The organism is Chryseotalea sp. (genome assembly GCF_057350905.1).
This window is the reverse complement of sequence record NZ_JBMRCF010000001.1, coordinates 824,470-848,186: the sequence shown is the minus strand read 5'-3', so window position 1 is coordinate 848,186 and position 23,717 is coordinate 824,470. Positions and strand designations below refer to the sequence as shown.

Annotated in this window: 21 protein-coding genes; 11 read left to right on the top strand and 10 right to left on the bottom strand. The window is 35.9% G+C overall.

The window, feature by feature from the left end; all coding sequences use genetic code 11:
- Window positions 1-305 precede the first annotated feature (305 nt).
- Window positions 306-1,745 (top strand): M20 family peptidase, encoded by a 1,440-nt coding sequence (locus ACO1XM_RS03755; protein WP_486225966.1) that lies wholly within the window; start codon window positions 306-308, stop codon window positions 1,743-1,745.
- Window positions 1,746-1,898: 153 nt separating this feature from the next.
- Window positions 1,899-2,291, top strand: coding sequence for a hypothetical protein (locus ACO1XM_RS03750; RefSeq protein WP_486225964.1), 393 nt, complete (start codon window positions 1,899-1,901; stop codon window positions 2,289-2,291).
- A 180-nt stretch (window positions 2,292-2,471) separates the two neighbouring features.
- On the opposite strand, the gene ACO1XM_RS03745 is transcribed toward ACO1XM_RS03750, so the two are convergent.
- From ACO1XM_RS03745 to ACO1XM_RS03720, 6 genes are all read right to left on the bottom strand, one after another.
- Entirely contained in the window at window positions 2,472-3,413 is a 942-nt protein-coding gene (locus ACO1XM_RS03745) for a proline dehydrogenase family protein (RefSeq protein ID WP_486225962.1), read from the bottom strand.
- Between the two features lie 285 nt (window positions 3,414-3,698).
- A complete protein-coding gene (locus tag ACO1XM_RS03740) occupies window positions 3,699-6,548 on the bottom strand; it encodes a TonB-dependent receptor (protein ID WP_486225960.1) in 2,850 nt (949 codons plus the stop codon).
- 533 nt (window positions 6,549-7,081) lie between these two features.
- A complete protein-coding gene (locus ACO1XM_RS03735) occupies window positions 7,082-7,561 on the bottom strand; it encodes a RidA family protein (RefSeq protein ID WP_486225958.1) in 480 nt (159 codons plus the stop codon).
- Window positions 7,542-8,939: a sensor histidine kinase gene (locus ACO1XM_RS03730; RefSeq protein ID WP_486225956.1), complete on the bottom strand. Its 1,398-nt coding sequence runs from the start codon at window positions 8,937-8,939 to the stop codon at window positions 7,542-7,544. The genes ACO1XM_RS03735 and ACO1XM_RS03730 overlap by 20 nt, the downstream gene beginning before the upstream one ends.
- Before the next feature lie 877 nt (window positions 8,940-9,816).
- On the bottom strand, window positions 9,817-10,416 hold the full coding sequence (locus ACO1XM_RS03725) for a hypothetical protein (RefSeq protein ID WP_486225954.1): 600 nt from the start codon (window positions 10,414-10,416) through the stop codon (window positions 9,817-9,819).
- A 638-nt stretch (window positions 10,417-11,054) separates the two neighbouring features.
- Window positions 11,055-11,564: a Cif family virulence factor gene (locus ACO1XM_RS03720; protein ID WP_486225952.1), complete on the bottom strand. Its 510-nt coding sequence runs from the start codon at window positions 11,562-11,564 to the stop codon at window positions 11,055-11,057.
- A 248-nt stretch (window positions 11,565-11,812) separates the two neighbouring features.
- Here ACO1XM_RS03720 and ACO1XM_RS03715 point away from each other — a divergent pair, with 248 nt between their 5' ends.
- From ACO1XM_RS03715 to ACO1XM_RS03675, 9 genes are all read left to right on the top strand, one after another.
- Window positions 11,813-13,528, top strand: a complete 1,716-nt coding sequence (locus ACO1XM_RS03715; RefSeq protein WP_486225950.1) for a tetratricopeptide repeat protein — start codon at window positions 11,813-11,815, stop codon at window positions 13,526-13,528.
- A 174-nt stretch (window positions 13,529-13,702) separates the two neighbouring features.
- On the top strand, window positions 13,703-14,470 hold the full coding sequence (locus tag ACO1XM_RS03710) for a hypothetical protein (RefSeq protein ID WP_486225948.1): 768 nt from the start codon (window positions 13,703-13,705) through the stop codon (window positions 14,468-14,470).
- Window positions 14,471-14,558: 88 nt separating this feature from the next.
- Window positions 14,559-15,341 (top strand): SprB repeat-containing protein, encoded by a 783-nt coding sequence (locus ACO1XM_RS03705; protein ID WP_486225946.1) that lies wholly within the window; start codon window positions 14,559-14,561, stop codon window positions 15,339-15,341.
- 12 nt (window positions 15,342-15,353) lie between these two features.
- The gene (locus tag ACO1XM_RS03700; protein WP_486225944.1) at window positions 15,354-15,797 is read left to right on the top strand and encodes an OB-fold protein; all 444 of its coding nucleotides are present in this window, start codon (window positions 15,354-15,356) and stop codon (window positions 15,795-15,797) included.
- The gene (locus tag ACO1XM_RS03695; RefSeq protein WP_486225942.1) at window positions 15,794-16,345 is read left to right on the top strand and encodes a YceI family protein; all 552 of its coding nucleotides are present in this window, start codon (window positions 15,794-15,796) and stop codon (window positions 16,343-16,345) included. Before ACO1XM_RS03700 ends, ACO1XM_RS03695 begins: the two co-directional genes overlap by 4 nt.
- A 1-nt stretch (window position 16,346) precedes the next feature.
- Window positions 16,347-17,213, top strand: a complete 867-nt coding sequence (locus ACO1XM_RS03690) for a DUF5777 family beta-barrel protein (protein WP_486225940.1) — start codon at window positions 16,347-16,349, stop codon at window positions 17,211-17,213.
- An 11-nt stretch (window positions 17,214-17,224) separates the two neighbouring features.
- Complete coding sequence (locus ACO1XM_RS03685) at window positions 17,225-17,572, top strand: hypothetical protein (protein WP_486225938.1); 348 nt, start codon at window positions 17,225-17,227, stop codon at window positions 17,570-17,572.
- A 326-nt stretch (window positions 17,573-17,898) separates the two neighbouring features.
- Window positions 17,899-18,801: a helix-turn-helix domain-containing protein gene (locus tag ACO1XM_RS03680; RefSeq protein ID WP_486225936.1), complete on the top strand. Its 903-nt coding sequence runs from the start codon at window positions 17,899-17,901 to the stop codon at window positions 18,799-18,801.
- Window positions 18,802-18,836: 35 nt separating this feature from the next.
- Window positions 18,837-19,637: an alpha/beta fold hydrolase gene (locus tag ACO1XM_RS03675; protein ID WP_486225934.1), complete on the top strand. Its 801-nt coding sequence runs from the start codon at window positions 18,837-18,839 to the stop codon at window positions 19,635-19,637.
- A gap of 174 nt (window positions 19,638-19,811) precedes the next feature.
- Here ACO1XM_RS03675 and ACO1XM_RS03670 read toward each other — a convergent pair whose 3' ends face one another.
- From ACO1XM_RS03670 to ACO1XM_RS03655, 4 genes are all read right to left on the bottom strand, one after another.
- The gene (locus ACO1XM_RS03670) at window positions 19,812-20,609 is read right to left on the bottom strand and encodes a glycosyltransferase family 2 protein (protein WP_486225932.1); all 798 of its coding nucleotides are present in this window, start codon (window positions 20,607-20,609) and stop codon (window positions 19,812-19,814) included.
- Window positions 20,606-22,153 (bottom strand): glycosyltransferase family protein, encoded by a 1,548-nt coding sequence (locus tag ACO1XM_RS03665; protein ID WP_486225930.1) that lies wholly within the window; start codon window positions 22,151-22,153, stop codon window positions 20,606-20,608. Before ACO1XM_RS03665 ends, ACO1XM_RS03670 begins: the two co-directional genes overlap by 4 nt.
- Before the next feature lie 640 nt (window positions 22,154-22,793).
- The gene (locus tag ACO1XM_RS03660) at window positions 22,794-23,309 is read right to left on the bottom strand and encodes a GNAT family N-acetyltransferase (protein WP_486225928.1); all 516 of its coding nucleotides are present in this window, start codon (window positions 23,307-23,309) and stop codon (window positions 22,794-22,796) included.
- A 13-nt stretch (window positions 23,310-23,322) separates the two neighbouring features.
- The gene (locus tag ACO1XM_RS03655) at window positions 23,323-23,709 is read right to left on the bottom strand and encodes a lipocalin family protein (RefSeq protein WP_486225926.1); all 387 of its coding nucleotides are present in this window, start codon (window positions 23,707-23,709) and stop codon (window positions 23,323-23,325) included.
- Between the last annotated feature and the right edge of the window lie 8 nt (window positions 23,710-23,717).

The window sequence follows — 23,717 nt, the reverse complement described above, 5'->3', positions numbered from 1 at the left end:
CTTTATATGAAATTTGGATTTTAACTTAACATAATTTTTGCCCATGACGACTGGGGACCTGGATTTATTTATTGATAACAAAAATTGATGAGTATTAGATGGTATAATTAAATTAACTAATAAGCATTAACAATCAGGGAATAACTATACTTAAGTACTATTGAATATAAAAGCGTGAAATAGAAACTTGCATCATTTCTTAGTACGATCAACAACTAACATCAAAGCACAGGCGGTGTTTTGATGTTTTTTTTTACACAATTTCTTTACCCATGCGCAACAATATCATCTGAAGAATATAACTTATGAAAAAAATAATACTATCCATTACCTTTTTGTTTGTATTGGTGCTTGTTGTTTTAGTAGCCAACACCATAGTATTTGAGAGCAAGCAAAATCAGGATTTCAAAGTTAGTTTGGCAAAACCGCTCACTCATCAATCGATTGTAAATCTGCAAAAAGCTGTTACACATAAGACCATATCCTTTCATGATTCCTCACAAGTTGATAAAAGTGAGTTTTTGAAATTCCATGACTTTTTAAGCCAAGCCTACCCCCTTTCACACACAACCTTAACTAAAGAAGTCATTAACAAATACAGTTTATTGTATACTTGGCATGGCACGGACTCAAGCCTGAAACCAGTCGTATTGATAGCACACATGGATGTAGTTCCCGTAGAAAAAGAAACTATTCAATCATGGCTTGAAGATCCTTTTACCGGAACATTCAAAGATGCATATATCTGGGGGCGTGGTACAGTGGACGATAAGATAAATCTGATCTCCATGATGGAAGCTGCAGAAGATTTACTACGTGCGGGATTTAAGCCTAAGCGTACGATTTATTTTGCTTTCGGTCATGATGAGGAAGTAGGTGGTAAAAATGGAGCAAGGAAGATTGCTGAAAAATTAATAAGTCGGAATATAAAAACTGATTTGATCCTTGACGAAGGAGGAATCATTACAAACAATAAAATTCCAAACATGCAAAAGCCGGTAGCTTTATTGGGGACGGCTGAAAAGGGATACCTGACAATAAAACTCTCGGCCGAAAAGAATGGTGGTCATAGCTCAATGCCTGAAAAGGAAACTGCAGTAGATATATTGATAAAGGCACTTTCAAAAATTCGCAGCACTCCCTTTCCAGCAAAGGTTACTGAAGCGCAAAAAGATTTTATAGAATACCTGGGACCAGAGTTACCCTTTTTACAAAAAATGGTATTTGCTAATCGCTGGCTATTGGAGCCCTTAATAATAAATCAGTATAGTAAATCAGCAACTGGTAATGCTCTGATGCGAACAACAACTGCTCCTACCCTATTAAATGCTGGTGTAAAAGAAAACGTAGTCCCTGGTGTGGCTGAGGCTACCATCAATCTTCGGCTTTTACCAGGAGACTCCATTCACAACATCGTACAAAAGCTTCAACAAATCATCAATGATAATCGAATAAGCATTACTGTACTTGATGGTGCAGAGGCTTCTTCAAACACACAGGTAAAAGGTTTTGGTTTCAAAGCTATAGAAAAGGCCACTAAGAGTACTTTTGACAGCACAATAGTTACTCCTTTTTTGTTAGTTGGTGGAACAGATTCAAAGCATTTCACTCAGGTTTCTGAGAATATCATTCGTTTCAGTCCGGTAATAGATCCAATTGGTTTTCACGGTGTTAATGAAAGAGTCAGTGTCGACAGTTACCGAATGGCTATTTGGTTTTATATTCAACTTATGAGTGATTTATGATGGCCTTGAATCTAAATAAGCGAATGGTTAGAATGGCCTTTCTTTTGCCAGAATTATTCAAAAAGAAACATTTCGTATTGCCATAATTCAAAATATCAGTGCATTTGCGTCTAGATAAAGTACCATTGCGCAATAAACTAAATTACTTTTACCATGAAGACACTAATCAAATATATAATAGCCGTTTTTATTGGAATAACTACAGGCTTAGTCACAATTTTCGTTGTGCCGTCCAGGTATGAGGTAATAGTTTGGGTAATTGTGATTCTACTTTTAGCATATACATCTGGACAATTATCAAAAGTAAGGTCGTTTAAGCTTTCATTTCTGTTTGCTGTTACTTCCGGTGCTTCTATTACAGCTACGCATTTGTTCTTTTTAAAAGAATATTTAGAAAGTCATTCGGATGAAATTCAAATGCTCGAACAAACTAATATTTTCGATTCATATTATGCAACGCTAATTTTAGTCGCTCCCATTTATTGGCTGGTCCTTGGTATTCTGTCAGGGCTTCTAGCTTTACTATTGGATCGATTAAAAGAATAATAATGCCATACTCTTTATAGTTGTTTACAAGCTTTTGCTGAAGAGCATCGCCAGCAATTGTTATAACTACTGTCGAAATACAGCATTCGTTTATTAGTTTTGCTGTATTTATGAATTTATCATAAGCAAGTATTTTAATCACTACACAGAGATGATGCTAAGAAGATATGAAAGCAGAAATTATGATATAATATCTACAATGGCTTGAAAAATATTTTCGGGATTCTCTGCTATTCTATTACAAAGGTACAGGTACCATTCTTTTCCATATACAATATATTGCCTGCACGGATGTCCTTCGTTTTTTAAATTATGCAATAAATCCTCTCTAATTCCTAAAAGCATTTCGAATTCATAGTTATTCTTGCTTACGGAATATTGATGCAGCAATTCTTTTAGTCTAGCTTGAATTTTATCGTGATGCGTGGCTATGGAACACCTCCTGTTGTGCTTAATAAGTTCTTCTACAAGATTGACATACGTATTGTCCAAGTGATCACCTCTATCAAGTGCATGTCCTGGAGGTGCAGCAAAGGCACCTTTCACTAATCTTATTTTTCCCTGTGTCTCCTTTAAAAGTCGTTCAATATCTTTCGGAGTTCTTAACAAGTAGGCTTGTAAAGTAAGGCCAATGTTGGGATAATGGGGTGAGAATTTACAAAAAGTATCTATTATTTCGTTTGTCCTTTCAACACCTTCAGCACTAATAACTACTTCTATATTATTTTTGGCAGCATTATCAGCGATTATCTTAAAGTTTTCAGTAGCCAGTTCCTGATTAAAAGCTAAACCAATATGTGATAAATCAAGTGAAATTATCGATGTCAAATTTCTGATTCTAATATTGTTGATAACGCTTATGAATTCCTCTGTTACCTCATTAGCTTCCCGTACAGACGAGACACTTTCACCCATAAACTCTAGGGATACAGGCATTCCTTTTGCGTTAATCCGATTGGCTGTTACAATTGCTTCTTCCAGATTCTCACCTCCAATGTATCTTTTTGCTGCCTTTAAGAGTAGACCAAAAAGTGTTGGATTCTTAAGAAGAAATTCCTTAGCAGATACGTTTAAAGCAGCAATTTTTAGTGCTTCACTGGCTTTTGATTGTAAATGGGTCATATTATAAAAAGAATATTGATTGTCTAATCCGTACTAAGGTCATCATCAAACCCAGACTATGTACTTAGCATCAAAATCATAATAATAATAATACATTTTAGCTCTTAGTTAGAAAAATGGGAAATTGAGACTATTCTCAATTTCCCTCATTCTTTGTGATCAATTCTTAAAAATCTATTATTGATAGGAATATGCGCCAAGGCACTCTCCCAGTTGATTTCTTTAGTTCTTCTTAGTTGCTTATTACTTTATTCCTAAAAGTTATATAGCAAAAGAGAGTGAGTATTATGGCGTTATTGTTACTGAAATATAATAGATACCACCTATAGTGGGCGCTCCGTAGTTCGCAAAGTAGCGTTGGTTAAAAATATTAGAACCACCTATTTTTACAATTGATTTTAGTGGCTTTACTGCATAGCTCAATTGTGCATCTGTCACTCCAAAGGATGGCACTTCCCCCTTGGCAAAAGTTGATTCCCATAAAAATGCCTCCTGCCAACGATACGAAATACTAAAGCCCAGATTCTGCGTAAGTTTGCGGTTACTAAACATAATATTAAACTTATGTTCTGGTGTGTTAAAGTCAGTATTAAACCCTTCCAATTCTTCATTCAGTTTGTTCCAATTGTAATTACCACTCATTACAAAATTTTTGGGGAGGCTATAATCAAATCCCCCGACAAATCCTTGTGATGATATCACTTGCTCCACATTTGTATGGATGGAGAAAGTATTCTCATTACCAGGTGTGGTTACAGCACTTAGCAGACTTTGTGCAGCTTGTGGGTTAGTGGGGGAAACAAGACCGTTGGCCTTACGGACGGCTCGCTGTGCCAGAAAATTGTTATATTGGTTGTAAAAATAGGATGTTTCTATAAACAGTTTCTTTGTCAGCATAGATTTATAGCCAATTTCAATCGCCTGAACTTCTTCTGGAACAATAGGTTTAAACTTTTCTACACGCTCGAGCAGTGCTTGATTGGCTGGATTAACAATGGCAGCAGGGGAACCGGAAGCAGCAATCGCAGCAATAAATTTCTGAACCGATGGCAATGAATAAGCATTTTCAAAGACATTGAATGATGCTGCATACTCGGGCAAACCGCCTAATAACCGCAATGATACTGCGTTAAAATTAACATGCTGACCTTGTACTGTAGGGTTTCTAAAACCTGTTTGATAGGATATACGGAAATTATGGTTAGTGACGGGTGCGTATACGACTCCAAGACGTGGGTTCAATTGAGCATCAAAATTTTCATTCTTATCATAGCGAAGTGAACCGGTAATTTTGAGCTTGTCATTCAATACGCTTTTTGTAGCCTGAAGATAAGCACCGACTTCCCTGATTGAAATATTCCTTCCGGCAGTATCTGAAAAAATAGTTCCATTCGATTGCAGATCGAAAATACGATAACTGGCGCCTGCCTGTAAGGAAACAAAACTGATCAGTTTCTTAAAATCATATTGTGCCTCTGCATGGTAAATAGAGGTGTTGTCTTTAATGGCTGACCCATTAGGGATTGTGTTAGCCACAACATTTTTCTTAGTTGCTTCAAATTCAGGTGTACCAGGAATCAAACGTCCTTGATCGGCCGCTGAACGTGCAAACTGGTGTGCTGCTTCTTGTGCACTTATACTAGTAGGGTCATACCCTGGTTGACTCATTTGAGTGGCTATATTGGTTAAGTAAGCAAGTGAATATTCCTGAAACCACTGGCCGTGAGGCTTCCATGAATTATTGATCAAAACCCCCGTCAAATCACCACTATACGTTTCTCCTAAATCAGGTATGGTAAAATAGGTGCGTACAAAAAAATCGTTACTCTTTAGTTCCAATTTATGCTGCTGCATTGAAAACCCATTGGCTACAGTACGTTGCGCGGCATTAAAGATTGAAGACGCATTACCATAATTGAACATGTAGGACAGTTCAAGATTATCGTGCACACGGTAGTGTACAGAGGTATTGATTTTGGCATTGTAAGTATCGTAATCCACAAAGGAAGATTCATCATAGCCTGTACGGGCAACCGTATGGTTGGGTAAATATTGAAGTAATGGCGCTAAGGGGCTGCTTTGAAAGGCAGGATTTGCAGCTAATGAAAAACGGACAAGACCTAATGAGGTTGCTACCTCATCTCCAGATGCAAAAATAAGGTCAGCGCCTGGATTAAATGAAAAGCCTTGTGGTTTATTTATGGCTGCTCTGTCTTTGAAACTTGTACCGTACCAATCTTTGGCTTTTGCATATGAAAAAGACACTTTAAAAGCAAAGCGATTGTTGAAAGCTTTGGCATACCTAAGTGCTGTCTCATACATGACTTGAGCTGAACCAGGACCTACCTTACCCCTACCCTCTGTTTCAAGATCTGAATCATCCAAATGATTGACACCTACTTTTGTAAAGACGCTTAGTCCCTGGTAGTCAAAGGCATTCTTACTTGTCTGCAAAATAATTCCGTTAAAAGCGTTCGGGCCATAGAGTGCAGAAGAGGCACCCGGTAGGATTTCAATACTTTCTATATCAAGCTCAGATGGACCAAAAATATTTGCTGCTGACAAGTTAAGGCTAGGAATTTGTGTATCCATCCCATCAAGCAACTGAACTGTTCTATTGTTACTTGCTGAACCAAAACCCCTCATGTTAAAAACAGGAAAATTAATGCTACTAGCTACTACGTCTACACCTTTCAAATTCCCTATACTTGAATAATAATCAGCCGCAGGTGAACTTCGTAGCTGGAGCATGTTCAACTTTTCGATGCTAACTGGTGCATTTAAAATGCTTTCTTCAACTCTAGAAGCAGCAATTATTATTTCATCATGAAGTACTGCATGTTCTTCAAGTTTGACAAGTATAGTAGAACTATAATTGTCCAACGTTATTTCTTGTGAGAGATAACCTATAAATGAAAAATTAATTACAAACGGTGGTGCTTTTTTTACCGATAAGGAAAAAGAACCTTCAGAATCGGTAACGGTACCCACTAATTGATTTTTCATTTGAATATTTACACCAGGTAATGGCAATTGTGTTGCTGCATCAATCACCTTACCTGATAGAACCGTCTGACCAAATCCGAAAAAATTACAGGTCAGTAACGCTAGCAAAAGAATAATTTTAATTTTCATGAAGTGTCTATATATGTTGAGAAGAAATAAACCACAAACGTCTTATTAACACTGGCTACTATCAATAGTACTTTAGAATCAAAAGAAAAATAGCGGAAAGCGTTTCAATTGAAATCTTGTGATTACTTACAACATCACATTTAATTCGCTTAGCTGTTCTGCGCTAAGTCTAAAATATTTCTGAAGCTTTTCCCCCTATTCATTGAAACCAAGAATAATCAAAGCTGATTAAATATTAATACATAAACTCAAGGAAGTATTTACATATAAAAAATTGTCAAAGTAAGTGCGTTCAAGCAGTCATTTTTTGATGTTACCTCTGGCATTCTTATCCTGGCTACGCATTTGTTCTTTTTGAAAGAGCATTTTGAAAATTATTTGAATGAGAATAAGATGCACAAGTAAATTAAAATTTACAGACCATTTTATGCAATGCTAATTTCAACTACTCCCTTATGTTGACTAGTCTTTTGCATTCTGTAAAGGCATTTGGCTTTATTGTTACAGAAAGTAAGATAAAAATGAGGTCCTGCTTAGTGTTTTGTTTTTTCTTTAACTGTATCTTTGGTAATAGCGATAAATTCAATCTCGATAATTGCCTCCGGTGAATACAATCGTTGCACTTGAACCCATGTAGACGTTGGATACTCACCTTTAATATAATATTGCTTGCGTATTTCCTTATATTGAATCAAAGAATCAAATTGCGTGGTATATATTGTTTCTTTTACTACGTGATCTAAAGTTAAATCATAGAAAGCTAGAATATTTATTGCGCGTTCGTAGACCTTTGTAATTGCAGAGTCCATTTCTCCTTTTGCGGCAATACCTGAAATATAAATCGTATTATTAACACACATTGCCTGGACATAGCCAAACTCGTCCTCAAAGATTTTATTATTGTTAAATACATTCTTTTTCAACCCATCTTTAGGTTGTGCAAATACCGATTGCAGCCCCAAAAGGGCAAAAAATAAATACGAAAAAATAATTTTACCGCTCTTGATTTTCATAAAGTAGTGTATGCTTAGTCATATAAAGTTCTTCCTGATCTTGAGGTAATTCAATGATAATTCTAGTTCCTTTGCTTATTTTACTTTCTACTTTCAGCTTGCCATTATGCTTTTCAACAAATTCTTTGCAGATAATTAAACCTATCCCAGTGCCCTTTTCATTGTGTGTTCCTGACATTGACTTACGTTCATTTAGATGATAAATTTTTGCTACCTGTTCTTGGGACATACCCACACCAGTATCTTCTACTATTATAGAAAGTGTTGGATATTGATAAGTCGTATACACTGAAATATTTCCATTTTCAGTAAATTTAACTGCATTGGAAATTAAGTTTCTCAATACCAGGCTAAGCAATGTCTTGTCAACTTTACCAGATATTGTCTCGTCAACATTATTAATTAGCTTGATATTCTTCTTTTGACTTAGAAAATAATATAGATTAAAGTTTTCTGATACTAAACTATTAATACTATGCTTTTTTATGGATAAGGGAATATTCGTGCCTTGATAAATTGACCAATACAGTAAGTTATCCAATAGGTTACCGGTACTTCCTAAAAGCAGGTCTAGTTTTTTCGAATGTTCTTTAAATTCTTCATTTGTTATCATATTTGATGAGTATAGATACAGTATTCCTTTAATACTGGCCAGGGGTCCCTTTATATCGTGCGAGATAATAGACAACAATTTATTTTTTACCTCATCCGCTCTTTTAAGTTGCCGTGAGTATCGCTCTAATTGATTTTTTTTTCTTGTAATTTTTAAGAGATTATTTTTCTCCTTCTGCTGAAGTTTCGTGATGAAAAATTGAACAGTACTTCCAAGAAAACCAGCTGTAAATAAATAGGAAACCTGCTCTAAAAAAATAGTGCATTGCAGATAGTTGGCGTCTATGCATGCAGATTTATTTATACCCAACACAAAAACGATAATAACTATGCTGATAGAAAGAATCGTAAAAAAAAAGTTAAGCGCAAGCAGCATTGGGCAAAAACTAATTAATAGGATAAGTCCTACAAAATAAACAAACTGTACTGTAGCATTTTCACTAGACAAATGCATGCAGATCAACATTCCACTAAACCCAATAAGAGTAGCCATAAAAGAGATGATCTGATTAAAACGAGCTATGTTTTTACTGTAGGTAAGCGCAAAACAAATAATCAGGCCTGGAAGCACAATAAGATACCGCGTTATATATAGAGGTTGATAACTGTCTGGTAGCAGCAAAGGATCATATAAGCCAAACAAAGCATACAATATAATTCCCAGGATAAGCCCTATCCTTGTAATCTTGATTGAGCTATCAAAATAGTGCAGATTTAAAGATTGCCTCTTAATCTGCATACCGATATTAACTCCAAATAGTTTCATTGGTTTTTGCAATTTTTTGACAATAAATAGACAGCTTGGAGAATATTAAAAGCTTCTAATGTCACACCAAATCTGATCTAAAAAAATAGTACTTAAGTACTGTTATAGTTAATAGAGGTTTAGTAACAAAAGCCGTTGCCCCACTTTGCAGCACATCTATCGAATTGATTCGTTGTATTTGCATAAGATATTTAACTTATCTCATGCAGTAGGTGCGCTGATGCAGAAACTTCATTCCAGCTTAGATATTTAGCACCATACATGCCTTGTTTTGGGTACAGGATGCCTTCGTATACCCCCTAAAGGGCTAGCTACTCTTTGTCAAGATATGTCCGTTTTGTTTTGTTACGTTCCCAATACTTCTCAATAAAAATTTCAGTAAACTGAATGCCATAATTTTACTGAGAAAGCTTGTGTTGATCAATATTGAATTGCTTTCGCTAGTAGACATACTGATGTTGTTACTTCGCTTAAGCTTTCTGACTAATTATTTTCTTTAGAATATATCTTTACTCCACTTTCGAAACTCATAATATTTACTCTTTGGTTCTCCGGTCCAACCGTTTATGCCCTTCTTCTTTGGCAAATAGTATCCGTGAACATATAACAACGGCAAGATAAATAGTGATAGAATTGACATTGAAATTGTTCTCCCAAAATAAAAGGAGACGCTGCAGACCAATCCGAGTGTTAAAAAATATTTTCCTAATCTTCGGACTTTCGGGGTTCGTTCTTCAAAATGTCCCATAAGTATATTTCCTATAGCAAAAATTATACTTACAACCGCTATTTCAAACCATAACGTTTCCATTGACTACTTATCTATTTATTGCTAAAAACGAGAGTTCACCTATTTATAATTTATATCAAAATTCTTTTAACTTTTAACCTGTTTCCAGAATGCTTTAGAATTAGAGAAATCCGGGTTTATAGACATACCAATGCTCAAGATCAACCAAGGTAAACCCCAGCACATTATTGCTGTCAGATCAGGGTGACCAATAATTATTAATAAGGGAAGCATTACCATAAACGGATAGAGGCCAACTAAAAGTGAAGCATATTTATAAATGCCAATCCAACACTTAGAAACAAGTATCTCAATACCTGTTATTGTCATCCCAACACCTGTCAGCAATGCTCCCATAGGTAATAGAATTTTCGTATTTAAATCTAACCAGTATCCCAATACATAATTCAATATATAACATATCGCACCAATTGCAGCGATGGATAGACCCAATGGGCCTAGACTTTTGCCATTATGAAATTTCTTGTTAAAAAATTGTTTAAGTGTAAATAGAATTCCAATCTGTCCAATTGTCCACAATGCCCCGAGAACACCATTAAGAAAATAGCTTTGTGGAAATGAAATCCAAATTAGGAATTCTGATAGATAGCATATTGGTGTTATAAAGTAGAAAAAAAATATTAGACCAGATGTATTCTTTCTTATTTGAAACGATTGATTTTTCATGTAGCTAAATATATTATCTTGTGAACAGTAGACATATTGTGAGCGTAGTCATTATAGAAATCTTAGAATTGGTATAAAGGAAAGACTAGAATACTTTTTTTCTTGATCTTAGTTATAAACTAAAATATTTCTTATTGCAATTCTTATGCTAGATAGCATCTTCACTCAAATGATAGCATAGTACTTAAGAACTGATTCAAATGCTTAGGCTTAAATCAATTGATAACTCATGCTTTACTTAGTACTCCATTATTAGGTATTTTTATCTACACTTAGTGGCATGCTATTAGCCTACTAATGAAGCTTAAGCTACATTGTAGAGATTCATTACTACTCATTAAATCGTTAATGAGAAAAAATTAACTTCTAGACTAATTATAATCATGATTATCATCTCCCCTGCTTATTAACCAGAAGGCTGGGCACTGTATTACGCCAACGGATAAAAGTAGAGCCCTGTAATGCAAGGACATCAAGGGGGCTGTTCATATTATAAGCCAAAAGTAATCAGTAAGACTGATGATTAGCACACTTTTACTTATGAACTGTGCATAAGATTATATGTTAAGGTGATTCTTTCACTAATACGTCATTCTCTATGACTTACGTAAAATAAATTTCAACTGCATGTGCCCTTATTAGGATTTCATTGGCTCGGCTTTCAAAAAATCTTCTTCAGTTAGCTCAGGCAAAGGCAAACTGGAGTCAACCAGGATTTGCCACTTATCCATTGATTTCTTTAGCGTCACATGAAAAATGGAGTAATAGTTTAATACACGACCATCGGGCAAAGTAAGAACGCTTTTATAATAACCTGTCTCATAGGCAAGAGTGTCGATAGCTATTCGCTCTAGAAAACGAAGTTCAACCTCGAATTTTACACCCGGTGTCTTTTTATTTTGAATTATACTTTGTTCAAAACCAGTTTTCGTCAGCTTGTGATAATAGTCATAGCCATAAATTTTACTATTCTTACGCTCTATCCGTATCAATTCCTTAGCATGTACTGACATGTATGTAGTGGTGTCCAGCGATGTTAGGCCTTTGCAAAAAGGTTTCCAGACTTGATCATTAATTTCTGTTTGGTAGTCTTGCGCTGAAAGTTTGATAGTAATTAATATAATGAAAACACTAAACCAGTATCTCATATGCGGTTAAATTTATCAAGTCAAACAAGTTTTCAAGCACCATGTTTTTACTAATAAATCGATTCAGCTTGAATTGTAAAACAATAATTTATCGTAATTTTGGCACTAACCCAGATCCCAAACAATAGTCTTTTAGTACTATTTAAGGTTTATGTTCATTAAAAGTCATACTATGCTGCTAGTGCTTATTCGATGATTCATTATATATTAAGATAGCCTTAAAATTCTACTTACGAAGCCTCCTTCATATGTTATTCAGGCAAATTTTTTTCTTTTTTATATCACTACTAATTACTAATGTTTCATTTGGTCAGGCGCGAGAAAAAATTGATAGCCTCAGTGCTTTGCTATCTACTTATCCGCATGTGGATACACTCAGGATTAACATACTGAATCAAACTGGATTTGAGTATTGGACTATTGATGCTAATAAGTCAGAGGAGTATGGCTTACAGGCACTTGAACTCTCTAGAAAACTGAAATACATGCCTGGAGAAGCCATGGCCAATCGCGTAATAGGTGTATCTCATTGGGCACGAGGCAACTTCTACGATGCACTACAGTATTTATTTGTTTCACAGGAATTATACCAAAAAGAAAATGACCTTTTGGGAGCTGCCAATAGCACCATGAATATTGGATTGATTTATGCCGACCAGCAAAACCATGCGCAAGCCTTACAATATTACATGACGGCTTTGGATTTTTTTAAAAAAACTGGTTATCAAGACCGTGTAGGTACAACGTACACTAAAATTGGATCAATATACAACGATCAGAAAAAATTTGCATTAGCATACGATTATTTCAGTAAAGCATTAGAGATACATCAAAAAATAAACTTTCAATTTGGCATTCAGGAGGTTACCAACAAGCTTGGTCTGCTCTACTTTGATCAGGATAAAATTGCGGAAGCTGAAAAATACCTGCTTCAATCGCTTGCAATGGCCCGCAGTAGAAATGACCATGAACATATTGCCACTAACTTAGAAAATCTTTCCAGGATTTACATTAAACGCGGGAAACTCAAAGAAGCCAGGCAAAGTCTTGCTGAAGGATATAAAGTAGCCAAGGAATACGGATATAAAAAGTCTTTACTGGACATCCTCTTCAGCTTAAAAGAATTAACTGCAAAAAATGGAGAGTATGAGTCATCACTCCGGTATTTTGAGCAATACGAACTGTTGAAAGATAGCATTTTTAGTCAGACGAAGGCGCGACAGATTGCTGCCCTAGAGAAGGAAAGAGAAGTGAGAGATAAAGAACAACAACTGAACATGCGAAAGCGCGAGATCCAACTCTTGCAACAGGAAGCACGATTTAATAATATGATGCTCATTTTTTTAACTATATCTATTGTACTACTCGGTCTTTCAGGCTATATCGTTTACAAATATCAACGTGTCAGGATAAAGAAGAATGCTGAGCTTTTGGAGAGCAGTCAAAAATTATTTGAGTCCAAAGAAAGGCTGGCAATGGTTGAGCTCGAAAACATTAAACTGAAAGAGAAAGATCTAAAACAGGAACTCGAGCTGCGTAATAAGGAGCTCACCTCCTATGCAGTTAATTTTATACAGAAAAATGAGCTGTTTGAAGAACTTGAGCAAAAACTTCAGGTGTTGAAACAATCAGTAACAAATCCTGAGTTAGCAAAAGATGTAAATGGGATTCTGCAACTCGTTAACAAAAAATTGAATATAGACCGTGATTGGGAAGATTTTAAACTGACTTTTGAAAACGTACATCAAAATTTCTTTACCAATCTGCTAAAAAGTTACCCTGACCTTTCACCTGCGGAATTAAAACTATGTGCCCTAATCAGACTGAATATGGGCACCAAGGAAATAGCCTCGCTCCTGGGCATTTCTGCTGACAGTACGAAAACAGCCAGATATAGGTTGCGGAAGAAACTTAATCTGAATGCAGAACAAAGTCTTACGGATTTCATTATTGCCTTTTCTTAAGTCAAAGTCGCTTTTTATGGTCAATTCTGATTTCTATTGGCCTTTGTTCACTTCTTGTACCCCTCCTTTCGCCTGTTTGTTCACTCTTTGATGGCTTGATTTTCTTCGTAATTGCTATCAAGCCTACTTCTTTTGTAGTGTAAATTTTAAACTACAAACAAACCCAATTCACAAATGAACTACCTGAATTTTAAGGTGTACACCACCAAAGTATTCTCTATTGCGTTGCTCACCCTTTGCATTTTTACCCTGGCCTGTTCTTCTGACGATGACAATGTAACGCCTCAAAGTATTACATTAACTGAACACGATACCTTTGGCTACATTATAGGCGATTCAGAAGGAATGACCCTATATTTCTTTGCAAACGATGCAGATGGAACCAGCACTTGTAATGGCGCATGCGCTGCCACATGGCCTCCGTTTTTATTGCAGGAAGGTGCCTTGCCTGCCGGACTGCTCGCAGCAGACTTTGGAGAGATTACACGCGCTGATGGCACCAAACAAACAACTTATAAAGGATGGCCTCTTTACCGCTTCAGCGGAGATGCTACGGAAGGCGCTGTAAATGGTGAAGCTAGTGGTGGAACCTGGTTTGTAGCTAAGCCAGATTATACACTTATGCTCGCTAAAGTTAATGGCGAGCTCGTATTTGTAGGCTCAAGAGGCAAAACAGTTTATACGTTTGACAATGACGCAGCCAATGTGAGCAATTGCAATGGAAGCTGCGCAACTACCTGGCCACCCTACTTCTATGGTGAGTCCATCATAGTTCCGTCAACTCTTAATACCAATAACTTTGGTACGATTACCCGTGCGGATGGCGCAAAACAAAACACTTATGCAGGTAAGCCACTTTACCTATTTAACAACGATGTAAATCGCGGTACTGTGTTGGGTGATGGTGTTGGAGGTGTCTGGCACAAAATCGTTAAGAACTAACTAGTAAATCTCGGAAGTGTTAAAGACCCTCTCCCTTTAGCACTTCCTGAAGTACTCCATTTCTTTTTTTTACTAAATACTGCTTTACATGAAAAATGTTACTTATAAGCTAACCCGACTCATACTCGGCCTTGCGGCTTGTACGACTGCCTGTACTTATGAAACCATTCAAAGTAATTTGTGTGAGGTATTTCCTGCTATTGATGCCCTAACTATACTCGGGACAGCATGTGGCCAAGCAACAGGCTCTATTGAAGTAGTCAGCGACTCTGACACACCCGTAACGTATAGTATTGATGGAATTAATTTCCAGGAAAGCAATGTATTTACCAATCTATCAGCACAGTCATATACAGTTACTGTTAAGAATGAATTGGGTTGTCTGACGAGCCAGACTGCTATTATCGAAAATCTTAACGGAATAAATATTTTGATAAGCAGTAGTCCCTCAGGTTGCGATGCCAGCAATGGTACAATCAATGTTACAGCATCTGGCGGACCTGAACCTTATACTTATAAACTTAATGGCGGTGCAGGCCAGACTGCTTCATTATTTTCAGGGCTTGCCTCAGGAACTTACACTGTATTGGCAGTAGATGCCGATGGTTGCTCAGTACAACAAAGCACCAGGGTACACACCGGTCAAAGTTTTGCCTCTATCAAATCAATTATTAATGCGAATTGTGCTACCTCTAGCTGTCATGGAGGAAGGGTATCACCTGACCTTAGAAATAATCAGAATATTCAGAGTAATGCAACACGGATTGCAACGCTCACCGCTAATGGCAGCATGCCACCCCTGGGCGAGCTTAGCAACAGTCAGATTCGTGAAATTGCCTGTTGGGTAAGCGATGGAGCACCTATTAATTAATTAATGAATACTATGCAGACAACAATTGTTCGAAACGTTTTCATTATTGTGGGGATATTCGTTTTTGTAGGTCTGTTATTGACTACCATAGTTTTTATTAAGGATAACTTTACTAGTCCATCCATAAAATCTGTTACCGCTGACGAGCTACTTGTTTCATACGCAAGAGATGAGAAAAATGCCAATCAGCAATACCTTAACAAAATAGTTAAAGTATATGGCAAAGTATCAGAGATTGGCCTGCTAAAAGATAATCAGGTGGAAGTAGCCTTGACTGGCTCCAGCAAAAATTCCATTCTGTGCACCTTAATGCCTGAAAGAATATTTAGCGTCATCGATAGTATTCAAATAGATGATGAGCTTATCATACAGGGTAATTGCATTGGTTATTTAAATGATGTCTACTTGAATAATTGCACAATTCTTAGTCTATCCAACATAAACCAAAACAAATGAAAAAAATACTTTTAATATTTCTGGCGATGTGCAGTTTACAGGCTGTGGCTCAGAACAGGTACATTACCAAAAACGGTCATATACAGTTTTTCTCAGAAGCACCCCTTGAAAATATAGAGGCTCACAATCATCAAGTAGCCGGTATCCTGGACTTGTCCAAGAATGAAGTGGCGATCAGCTTATTGATTAAAGCTTTCAAGTTTGATAAATCCCTCATGGAGGAACACTTCAATGAAAATTATCTTGAATCAGATAAATTTCCAAAATCTGCACTGGTTGGTACACTACAACTCAAGGAGGCTATCGATCCAAATAAAAATGGGGTTTATCCTGTAACCATAGAAGGTAAACTAACCCTGCATGGTGTAACCAAAGCGGTAAACATAACGGGTACTATAGAAGTACAAAAAACACAATTATTAGCTAAGGCCAAATTTCAAATATCCATCAAGGATTATAATATCGAAATCCCTACTCTGGTAATCAAAAACATTGCAGAGGTAGTAGATGTAACTGTTGAATTGCCATTTACTCTAGAAAAGAAATAAGATGAAAAAATTAGTAACCCTGCTATTCTTACAGATTTCGCTGGCAGCCCTGGCACAAGACGATTTGTTGAGTGAACTTGAAAGCAATGTGGTGGAAAAGACCCCCACGTATGCAGAAGCTACTTTTAAGGGCAGCAGATTGATTAATGGCCATTCTGTAATTACACGAAAGAAAAAATCACTTGAGTTTCTAATATCACATCGTTTCGGAAAGGTAAATACGGGTGCTTACAATTTTTTCGGAATTGATGGTGCCAATGTTCGTTTTGCCCTCGAGTACGGAATCAACGACAGACTTACGGTTGGTGTTGGAAGAAACTCTTTCGAAAAAACATATGATGCTTTTGGCAAGTATAATTTGTTAAGACAGCAGACTGGCACACTTACAATGCCTGTCACCGTTACCTGGCTTTCCAGCATAGCCATTAAAACAATAAAACCGGCTGATCAGGCGCAGGTTGTAGAGACATCATTTTCGCAAGCCGTATACAGTCATGTACTCTTGATTGCCCGCAAGTTCAGTCCAGCAATCTCCTGGCAATTGATGCCAGCCATGGTTCATCGTAATCAGGTGTTTGAAGGCGAACGCCATGATCAATTCGCGTTGGGTACAGGTGGTCGTATCAAAGTGAGCAAGCGCATTTCCCTCAATGCAGAATACTACCATCAGCTCAATACTGTGGCTACAAATACCAGTGAAAACTCAATAGCATTGGGTGTGGACATAGAAACAGGTGGTCATGTCTTTCAATTACATTTTACCAATTCTCAAAGTATGGTGGAGAAAGGATTTATTACAGAGACACAAGGCAACTTCTTTAAAGGGGATGTTCACTTTGGTTTTAACATTACAAGGGTGTTTAACTAAAAGTATAATCGATGGAAAAGATTTATTACAAAGATGACTATTCTACACTGTCGATTAGCCAAATGATGCCATGCCTCTTTCAGAAATTTAAAGGAACAGCCCATAGCTCAGATCATTATAAAAAAATCCAAGATATGAGCATAAGCCTGGTTACTGAAAAACTGCAACATTACAAAAGACTGAATATGTTGGTAGATTCCAGTGAAGCCAGTCCGATAACACTGGAGGATATTGAATACTATAGAAATAAAGTAATACCTACACTTTATAATAAGGGAATCCGATTTATTGCTTATGTTCCACCATCAAAAAAAATTTCCCGAATAATTTTTGGTGAAGTATTACAATTTGAAAATTGACAAGCTCGTAGTGCAACACTTTGATTCACCCATGGAAGCCAGAAAGTGGTTGCGATCGTTAATAAAAGGTAATTTATACTATAACTAAAAAACTCAGTAAAACAGCTTGAAACTAAGCGTAATTCCTTAGTTCAAAATCTAGCTTGATTGTTTGCTACACTGTATAATTTAAAACTGACATCAGCAAAGTTGATAGTTTAAATAAAAGTATTTACCTAGATGGTATTATTGATTTCAGAAGATGTGAGTTTTTTAGGCTGAGAAAAGTTTCTAGCATATGGTTTAAAAGTAGATTTGATTCCTGCTATACTTTTGTAAACATTTAGATGATTTTAAAAGACTTTATCCCTAGCCCATCCCTTAGCGAATTTGTAAAGTGTTTCAGGATCGTTCATTTTAAATTTGAAAACAGCAGCGAACCTGTTCATAAAGCCTACGCGCCAAGGCCAGAAGTTTGCCTTCACTTTTTTCTTAATGAACGTGAACTAATTCAATTAAAGGAAAGTCCAGCCAGAGACTATAAATATTCCGTAGTTCTTGCTGGCCAGCAAACTTCAGTAATTAACCGATATTTACTCGGAGGTGAATTTATAACGTTCAATATCATTTTTCAACCCACTGCCTTATTTCGCTTAGTAGGTATTCCTTCATTTGAGTTAACCGATAAATACCTGGATGCCGCTTGTATTTTTTCAAGTAGTATCAATCTGGTACTTGAACAGCTGCAACATGCCTACAATTATCAACAGATGATACTCATCGCGGAGCATTTTATAAGTAGCTTAGTGAGTAAAGCCAAAGCGAGTGCTCACAGAATAGATGAAATAAGCAGAAAGATGCTACTATTTAATAATAAAATTTCGCTAGAATGGCTTGGAAATGAATCATGTTTATCTCCCAAACAATTTACCAGAAAATTTTATGAAAGAGCCGGAGTCAATCCTAAAACATACATGAGCATTATTCGCTTTAATAAAGCCTTCAATATAAAAAATGCCTACCCTGAGCGGGATTGGCTACAAATAGCTTTAGATTCTGGTTACTTTGATTATCAGCACTTAGTTAAGGACTATAAGAAGTTTACCGGGCATAACCCAAATCAATTTCATCTTATTGAAAGCCACTCACCGGAACGAAGGTTTGGACTTACACCTGATGTTTATAAGAGTCGTGTAAATTCGTCCACCATTTTAAACAATGTCGCTTTTTTACCACCAGTTATAAAATGAGTTTTAGGAATTTTGGCTTATAATCCATTAAAATTATGAAGTCAATCTTATTTTTCACTTTATTCTTTGCTACAATGACAAACAATGCATTTTCCCAAGGCGGTAAAACATATATTCTGATTCATGGTGCATGGCATGGTGCCTGGTGTTGGGATAAAGTCGTACCCTTGCTACAGGCTAAGGGGCATAAAGCAATTGCTATTGATTTGCCTGGACATGGTGGCGATATAGGTCGTACTGCAGATATCAGCCTCGATGATTATGTAAATGCAGTAATTAAAGCCACCAATGAGCAGGAAGGCTCAGTAATATTAGTAGGCCATTCCATGGCGGGGATGGTAATTTCACAGGCTGCAGAAAAATTGGGTAGCAAAAAAGTATCGTCATTAATCTATCTCGATGCTTTTCTTCCGAAAAATGGAGAATCATTATTTTCCTTAGTTGAGGCAACAATGAAAAATTTGCCACCCAACTCAGGTAAATCAGACATTGTTGGAAACATCATTACGGCTGATGATCATAAAACAAATTTTATTAATCCTACCATGGCTGCGCAACTTTTCTATCATGATTGTTCTGATGATGACAAAAAGATGGCAGTGTCAAAAATGACAAAAGAACCCATCGCTCCGTTGGCAACACCTGTTATTTTAACTGATAATATTTATGGAATTATCCCGAAGTACTACATCCTTTGCACAGAAAGCAAAAACATGGATAATACTTTTATTTCTACAAATGTTCCTTGCAAAAAAATCTATAAGCTTGCCAGCAGTCATTCACCCTTTTTCTCAATGCCTGACAAGCTTGTCAACATATTTGACGAGATCAAGTAGAATTTCTTAGTTTAAACCATTGTGATGAACTGCGTGAAAGAATCAGATCTCCATTAAAAAGAAGCAGGTTCCAACTTAAGGAACCTGCTTCTTTTTAACTAATTACGTAAAATTCAGAAAGATATAATTAATAACCCATCACCTAAAAGACGTTTCCTGCCATTTCACTATCTGTCAAGTATTCTCAAAAACAGCTAGTTCATCCACCTTCTTAACATTAAGCTTATGCTCATTTAAATTGCGATGCTTATAAAAAGCGTACTTAAAAATGCAATAAATAGCCCTGACTCCATCTTTCCAACCAATCTTCTTTCCTTCATTAAAAGAGCGACCGTAATATGAAATTCCTACTTCGTAGATTCTTAACTGAGGTACTTTTGATATTTTAGCAGTTACTTCTGGTTCAAATCCAAATCTCTTCTCCGTAAGATTAAGACTCTGCATTAATTTAACTGGGATTAACTTATAACAAGTTTCCATATCTGTTAGGTTTAATCCTGTTGTAATATTGGAAAGAAAAGTCAAAAAGTTGTTCCCAAAAGTATGCCAGAAAAATAATACTCTGTGCGCTTTTCCACCTAAAAAACGTGAGCCATAAACAACATCTGCATGGCCATCTATAATCGGCTTTAGCAAAAGATTGATTTCCTCAGGGTCATATTCAAGATCTGCATCCTGAATTAAAACATAATCACCATTTGCAGCATTTATACCCTCATGAATTGCAGCACCTTTACCCATATTGCTGTTTAATTTTATATAACTTATATGTACACCATAATTATCGTCTATAAAATCAAAAATTATTTGTTCAGTAGCATCTTGCGAAGCATCATTCACAATGATGATTTCCATCCTAACTGATTCCAGGAATTTGACAGATTTTATTTTGTTAAGAACTTGTAAAATACTTTTTTCTTCATTGTAGACCGGCACGATTACTGACAATAAAATATCTGATGACTTTTTCATTGATTAATTTTTAATAGATAAGTATCGGGGTTTTTGAAATGTAGAACGATTGAAAAAGACTGTATATTCTTTTCTATTGCAGGAATTAAAAATTTTTGTGTGGAGGCGTACCCGAGATTATCTATTATCACGTAACTAACTTTTTTATTTCGCAAATCCCCTAGTAGCTCCTCAGCATTTTTTGTGAATTTATAATTTGTTGTTAATCGATTGCTGAAAAGATGAAATAATTCAGGTTTTCTACAGGAGACTATTGCTTCTTTAGATGTGTTGGCTTTCACCCATTCAGCTATAGAAAAATAATTACGCCAATTATTGGGGTATTGCGCAACTGCTTGTTTGTGTAATTCTTTAATCTCGGTAAAATAGGGTAAGAGAAAAATTAAAAGAATGAATACAGTTGAATCAAGTCTAATTTTAGTTTTTATGGTTATCCAATGTAGTACGTTCAAAAAGCTCACAGCTAGCAGAAAAATTAATATTGGCAGAAAGCCTAGAATAAAACGGACTCCAATCCACATGCTTGGCCATAAGAGTAAAATTATAAAAGTTGTAATGAAGTATATACCTATAAGCCTCCGGAATGGAAATGGCCTACTAAATGCAAAGCCTATAACTAGAATAACCAGGAACCCAAAAATGTATTCGTTTGTTGTCGTTGTATCATATCTTGCCTCTTTATGTGGGAATAGAACATATGGTATTTCTTTAAAAGCGTATCTCTTTGCATTTTCACCAATTCTTATTGTTATATCTGAAAAGGTGGCTCTGCCTAAGGATGGATCATAGTGATTCTTTGCTATTAATGCTCTAGAATACTGGCTGGGTCCAAGAAGATTTGATCGCAATTGCCACGGAAGTAGACAAATGCTTGAAAAAACGGCTAATACAATCACATGTTTTATTCTCTTTTTAGTTAGCATATCTAATACATATGCACCAGCCAATGCTATCCCTAATGCTCGGATATATATTGCGATAAGCAATAAGCTCAACGACAACAAAAAATTTAAACCAAAATATGTTTTTGAACTAAAATCAACTTTACCGTAAAAAAACAGACTAAGCATTGAAAAGAATAGAAATGGTATCTCGCTCATCTCTATGGTTGCATATCGAAGTAGATGACTGTTGCATAATAAAAATAGAGTGAAAACAAAGGCAACATTCTGATTACGTAGTAGTCTGATAAGAATGAAGAAAAAAAGAAGGACAGTCCCCAATAAGAAAAGGCCATTAACAATTTTTATAGCGAACAAACTGTTAGGGGCCAACAACATAATTATACTCAGTAAAGCAGGATATCCGGGTGGAAACTGATTATTGGGTGTTTGCTCAGCAGTAAATATGTTAACATATCCTTTACCAGATAATATAGACTTTCCCAACAAAATATAATTCGCATTATCCCCATTAAGATCCAGCTTAGCATCATAAATGTAGGCGTAGACTGTCCAAAAGGTCAAGATTAATATAGCGATGTAAAGTAGTCTAGTCCTCCTAGTATTACCAGTTGATTTTTCTTCAATAGCTGTATTTTTCAAAGCTGAAATTTAATTTATCATTTTTTCCAATACTATAGGTTATTCAGAATAAAACAATTAAACATATAGAATCTTACCTTATGGTCTAGAATGTGTAGGCACAATAAATATGATGTTAGCATAGTTCATGCTAATTAAATTCATTACAAAGATGCCAAGATTAAATTCATAACCCACTGCGTTAAAATGTTATACATGAAGAAGAGTATATGTCCAATTTTATAACGTATTACATCGGATAAAACTATTGTTAAAAATTTTAAAATTCATAATTTTTGCTGATTGTAAATAAGCTAAAATAAGTACTTATTTTACTTTGCAAAATATATTGACAGCAAGAAATATAACATAGTACTTTAGGATGATATAAGAAGTACGTCCATCATTTACTAATATTTAAAGTAAACTTTGACATTATACTATATTTAATACTTACAGAAAAAAAATTACAAAATTCAGGCAGATCTCCATTAAAACGAAAAGGTTCCCTCTTGGGAAACCTTCTTCATTAAATAAAACAACCGAAATTTATAAAACTAAAAAATGATTACTATCTCTTTTATCTCTGTCCTTTTGTTATTCTCTTTCAACCTGTTGACAACTAATTCTAATTGTACTTAAATAAAGAGAATAGTCTACATCATGTACTCCTTACTCTTTTTATCCTGTAGAATAACAAGTTTTTTCCTTCCCACTCCAATTCTTTAAACTTCATCATTCCCAGTCTTTCGCAAACCATCCTTGAATTGATATTTAATAGATCAAATGAAGCATCTACATACTTATAATTGAGATCAGTTAAGGCATATTTGATAACTTCAGCACTAGCCTCAGTTGCGTATCCTTTTCCGGTATGTTCTGGGGAAAGTATATAAAGCAGTTGTGCTTGTGGCTCTTCAAAGAAGAACCATAAGCCAACAACACCCACAGGAACAAGGGATTTCTTTTCTAAAATCTTCCAAAGCCCCAACGACTTTGTTTTAAAGAGGTGCTCATTGGTTTGCAACAAGCTACCTGTCTCTTCTTCAGAAAGAATGAGATCATCAAACAAGTATTTACGAACCAATGGAATAGTTACCAGCTCATGGAAGTATTCATGATCCTCTAAACCAAGTTTGTGAAACAGCAAACGCTTCGATTCTATCAGATTATTCAAGAACAGAATTGTTTTATTGTTTAATCATCACCCTGGAAATATCATCTTTTCTCAATTTAAGTGTTGATTCATTGAGAATGTCAATTGTTGATATCTCTGCGGTAACAGTAACTATCTCGAGCTGAATTTGTTGCTTATCCACAAAGCGCCATGTACCATCAGTAATGCTGTTAGTCCTGCTACCCGCGTGGGTGGTAAGACTTGCGCTGAAAATGCCATTTTCACTAAATGTATAAATTAAACTTGGGGGTACCCCAGCAGGGTCATTGGTTTCAATTAGTTTCCAGCTACCCAGAATGAGTGCATTTTTATCAAGATCAACTTCTTTCTTTTCGTCAGGTTGACAAGCGAACGTAAATGCCAATGCTATTATAAAGACCAGGCTTATTAACTTTTTCATAATTTCAG

Excerpts from the sequence above, each read along its gene's own strand:
- ACO1XM_RS03740 (WP_486225960.1), bottom strand. The coding sequence starts at position 6,548 with ATGAAAATTAAAATTATTCTTTTGCTAGCGTTACTGACCTGTAATTTT.
- ACO1XM_RS03695 (WP_486225942.1), top strand. The coding sequence starts at position 15,794 with ATGAAAAAAATACTTTTAATATTTCTGGCGATGTGCAGTTTACAGGCT.
- ACO1XM_RS03685 (WP_486225938.1), top strand. The coding sequence starts at position 17,225 with ATGGAAAAGATTTATTACAAAGATGACTATTCTACACTGTCGATTAGC.
- ACO1XM_RS03670 (WP_486225932.1), bottom strand. The coding sequence starts at position 20,609 with ATGAAAAAGTCATCAGATATTTTATTGTCAGTAATCGTGCCGGTCTAC.
- ACO1XM_RS03705 (WP_486225946.1), top strand. The coding sequence starts at position 14,559 with ATGAAAAATGTTACTTATAAGCTAACCCGACTCATACTCGGCCTTGCG.
- ACO1XM_RS03720 (WP_486225952.1), bottom strand. The coding sequence starts at position 11,564 with ATGAGATACTGGTTTAGTGTTTTCATTATATTAATTACTATCAAACTT.
- ACO1XM_RS03700 (WP_486225944.1), top strand. The coding sequence starts at position 15,354 with ATGCAGACAACAATTGTTCGAAACGTTTTCATTATTGTGGGGATATTC.
- ACO1XM_RS03725 (WP_486225954.1), bottom strand. The coding sequence starts at position 10,416 with ATGAAAAATCAATCGTTTCAAATAAGAAAGAATACATCTGGTCTAATA.
- ACO1XM_RS03745 (WP_486225962.1), bottom strand. The coding sequence starts at position 3,413 with ATGACCCATTTACAATCAAAAGCCAGTGAAGCACTAAAAATTGCTGCT.
- ACO1XM_RS03755 (WP_486225966.1), top strand. The coding sequence starts at position 306 with ATGAAAAAAATAATACTATCCATTACCTTTTTGTTTGTATTGGTGCTT.
- ACO1XM_RS03715 (WP_486225950.1), top strand. The coding sequence starts at position 11,813 with ATGTTATTCAGGCAAATTTTTTTCTTTTTTATATCACTACTAATTACT.
- ACO1XM_RS03710 (WP_486225948.1), top strand. The coding sequence starts at position 13,703 with ATGAACTACCTGAATTTTAAGGTGTACACCACCAAAGTATTCTCTATT.
- ACO1XM_RS03750 (WP_486225964.1), top strand. The coding sequence starts at position 1,899 with ATGAAGACACTAATCAAATATATAATAGCCGTTTTTATTGGAATAACT.
- ACO1XM_RS03655 (WP_486225926.1), bottom strand. The coding sequence starts at position 23,709 with ATGAAAAAGTTAATAAGCCTGGTCTTTATAATAGCATTGGCATTTACG.
- ACO1XM_RS03690 (WP_486225940.1), top strand. The coding sequence starts at position 16,347 with ATGAAAAAATTAGTAACCCTGCTATTCTTACAGATTTCGCTGGCAGCC.
- ACO1XM_RS03735 (WP_486225958.1), bottom strand. The coding sequence starts at position 7,561 with ATGAAAATCAAGAGCGGTAAAATTATTTTTTCGTATTTATTTTTTGCC.
- ACO1XM_RS03730 (WP_486225956.1), bottom strand. The coding sequence starts at position 8,939 with ATGAAACTATTTGGAGTTAATATCGGTATGCAGATTAAGAGGCAATCT.
- ACO1XM_RS03675 (WP_486225934.1), top strand. The coding sequence starts at position 18,837 with ATGAAGTCAATCTTATTTTTCACTTTATTCTTTGCTACAATGACAAAC.
- ACO1XM_RS03680 (WP_486225936.1), top strand. The coding sequence starts at position 17,899 with ATGATTTTAAAAGACTTTATCCCTAGCCCATCCCTTAGCGAATTTGTA.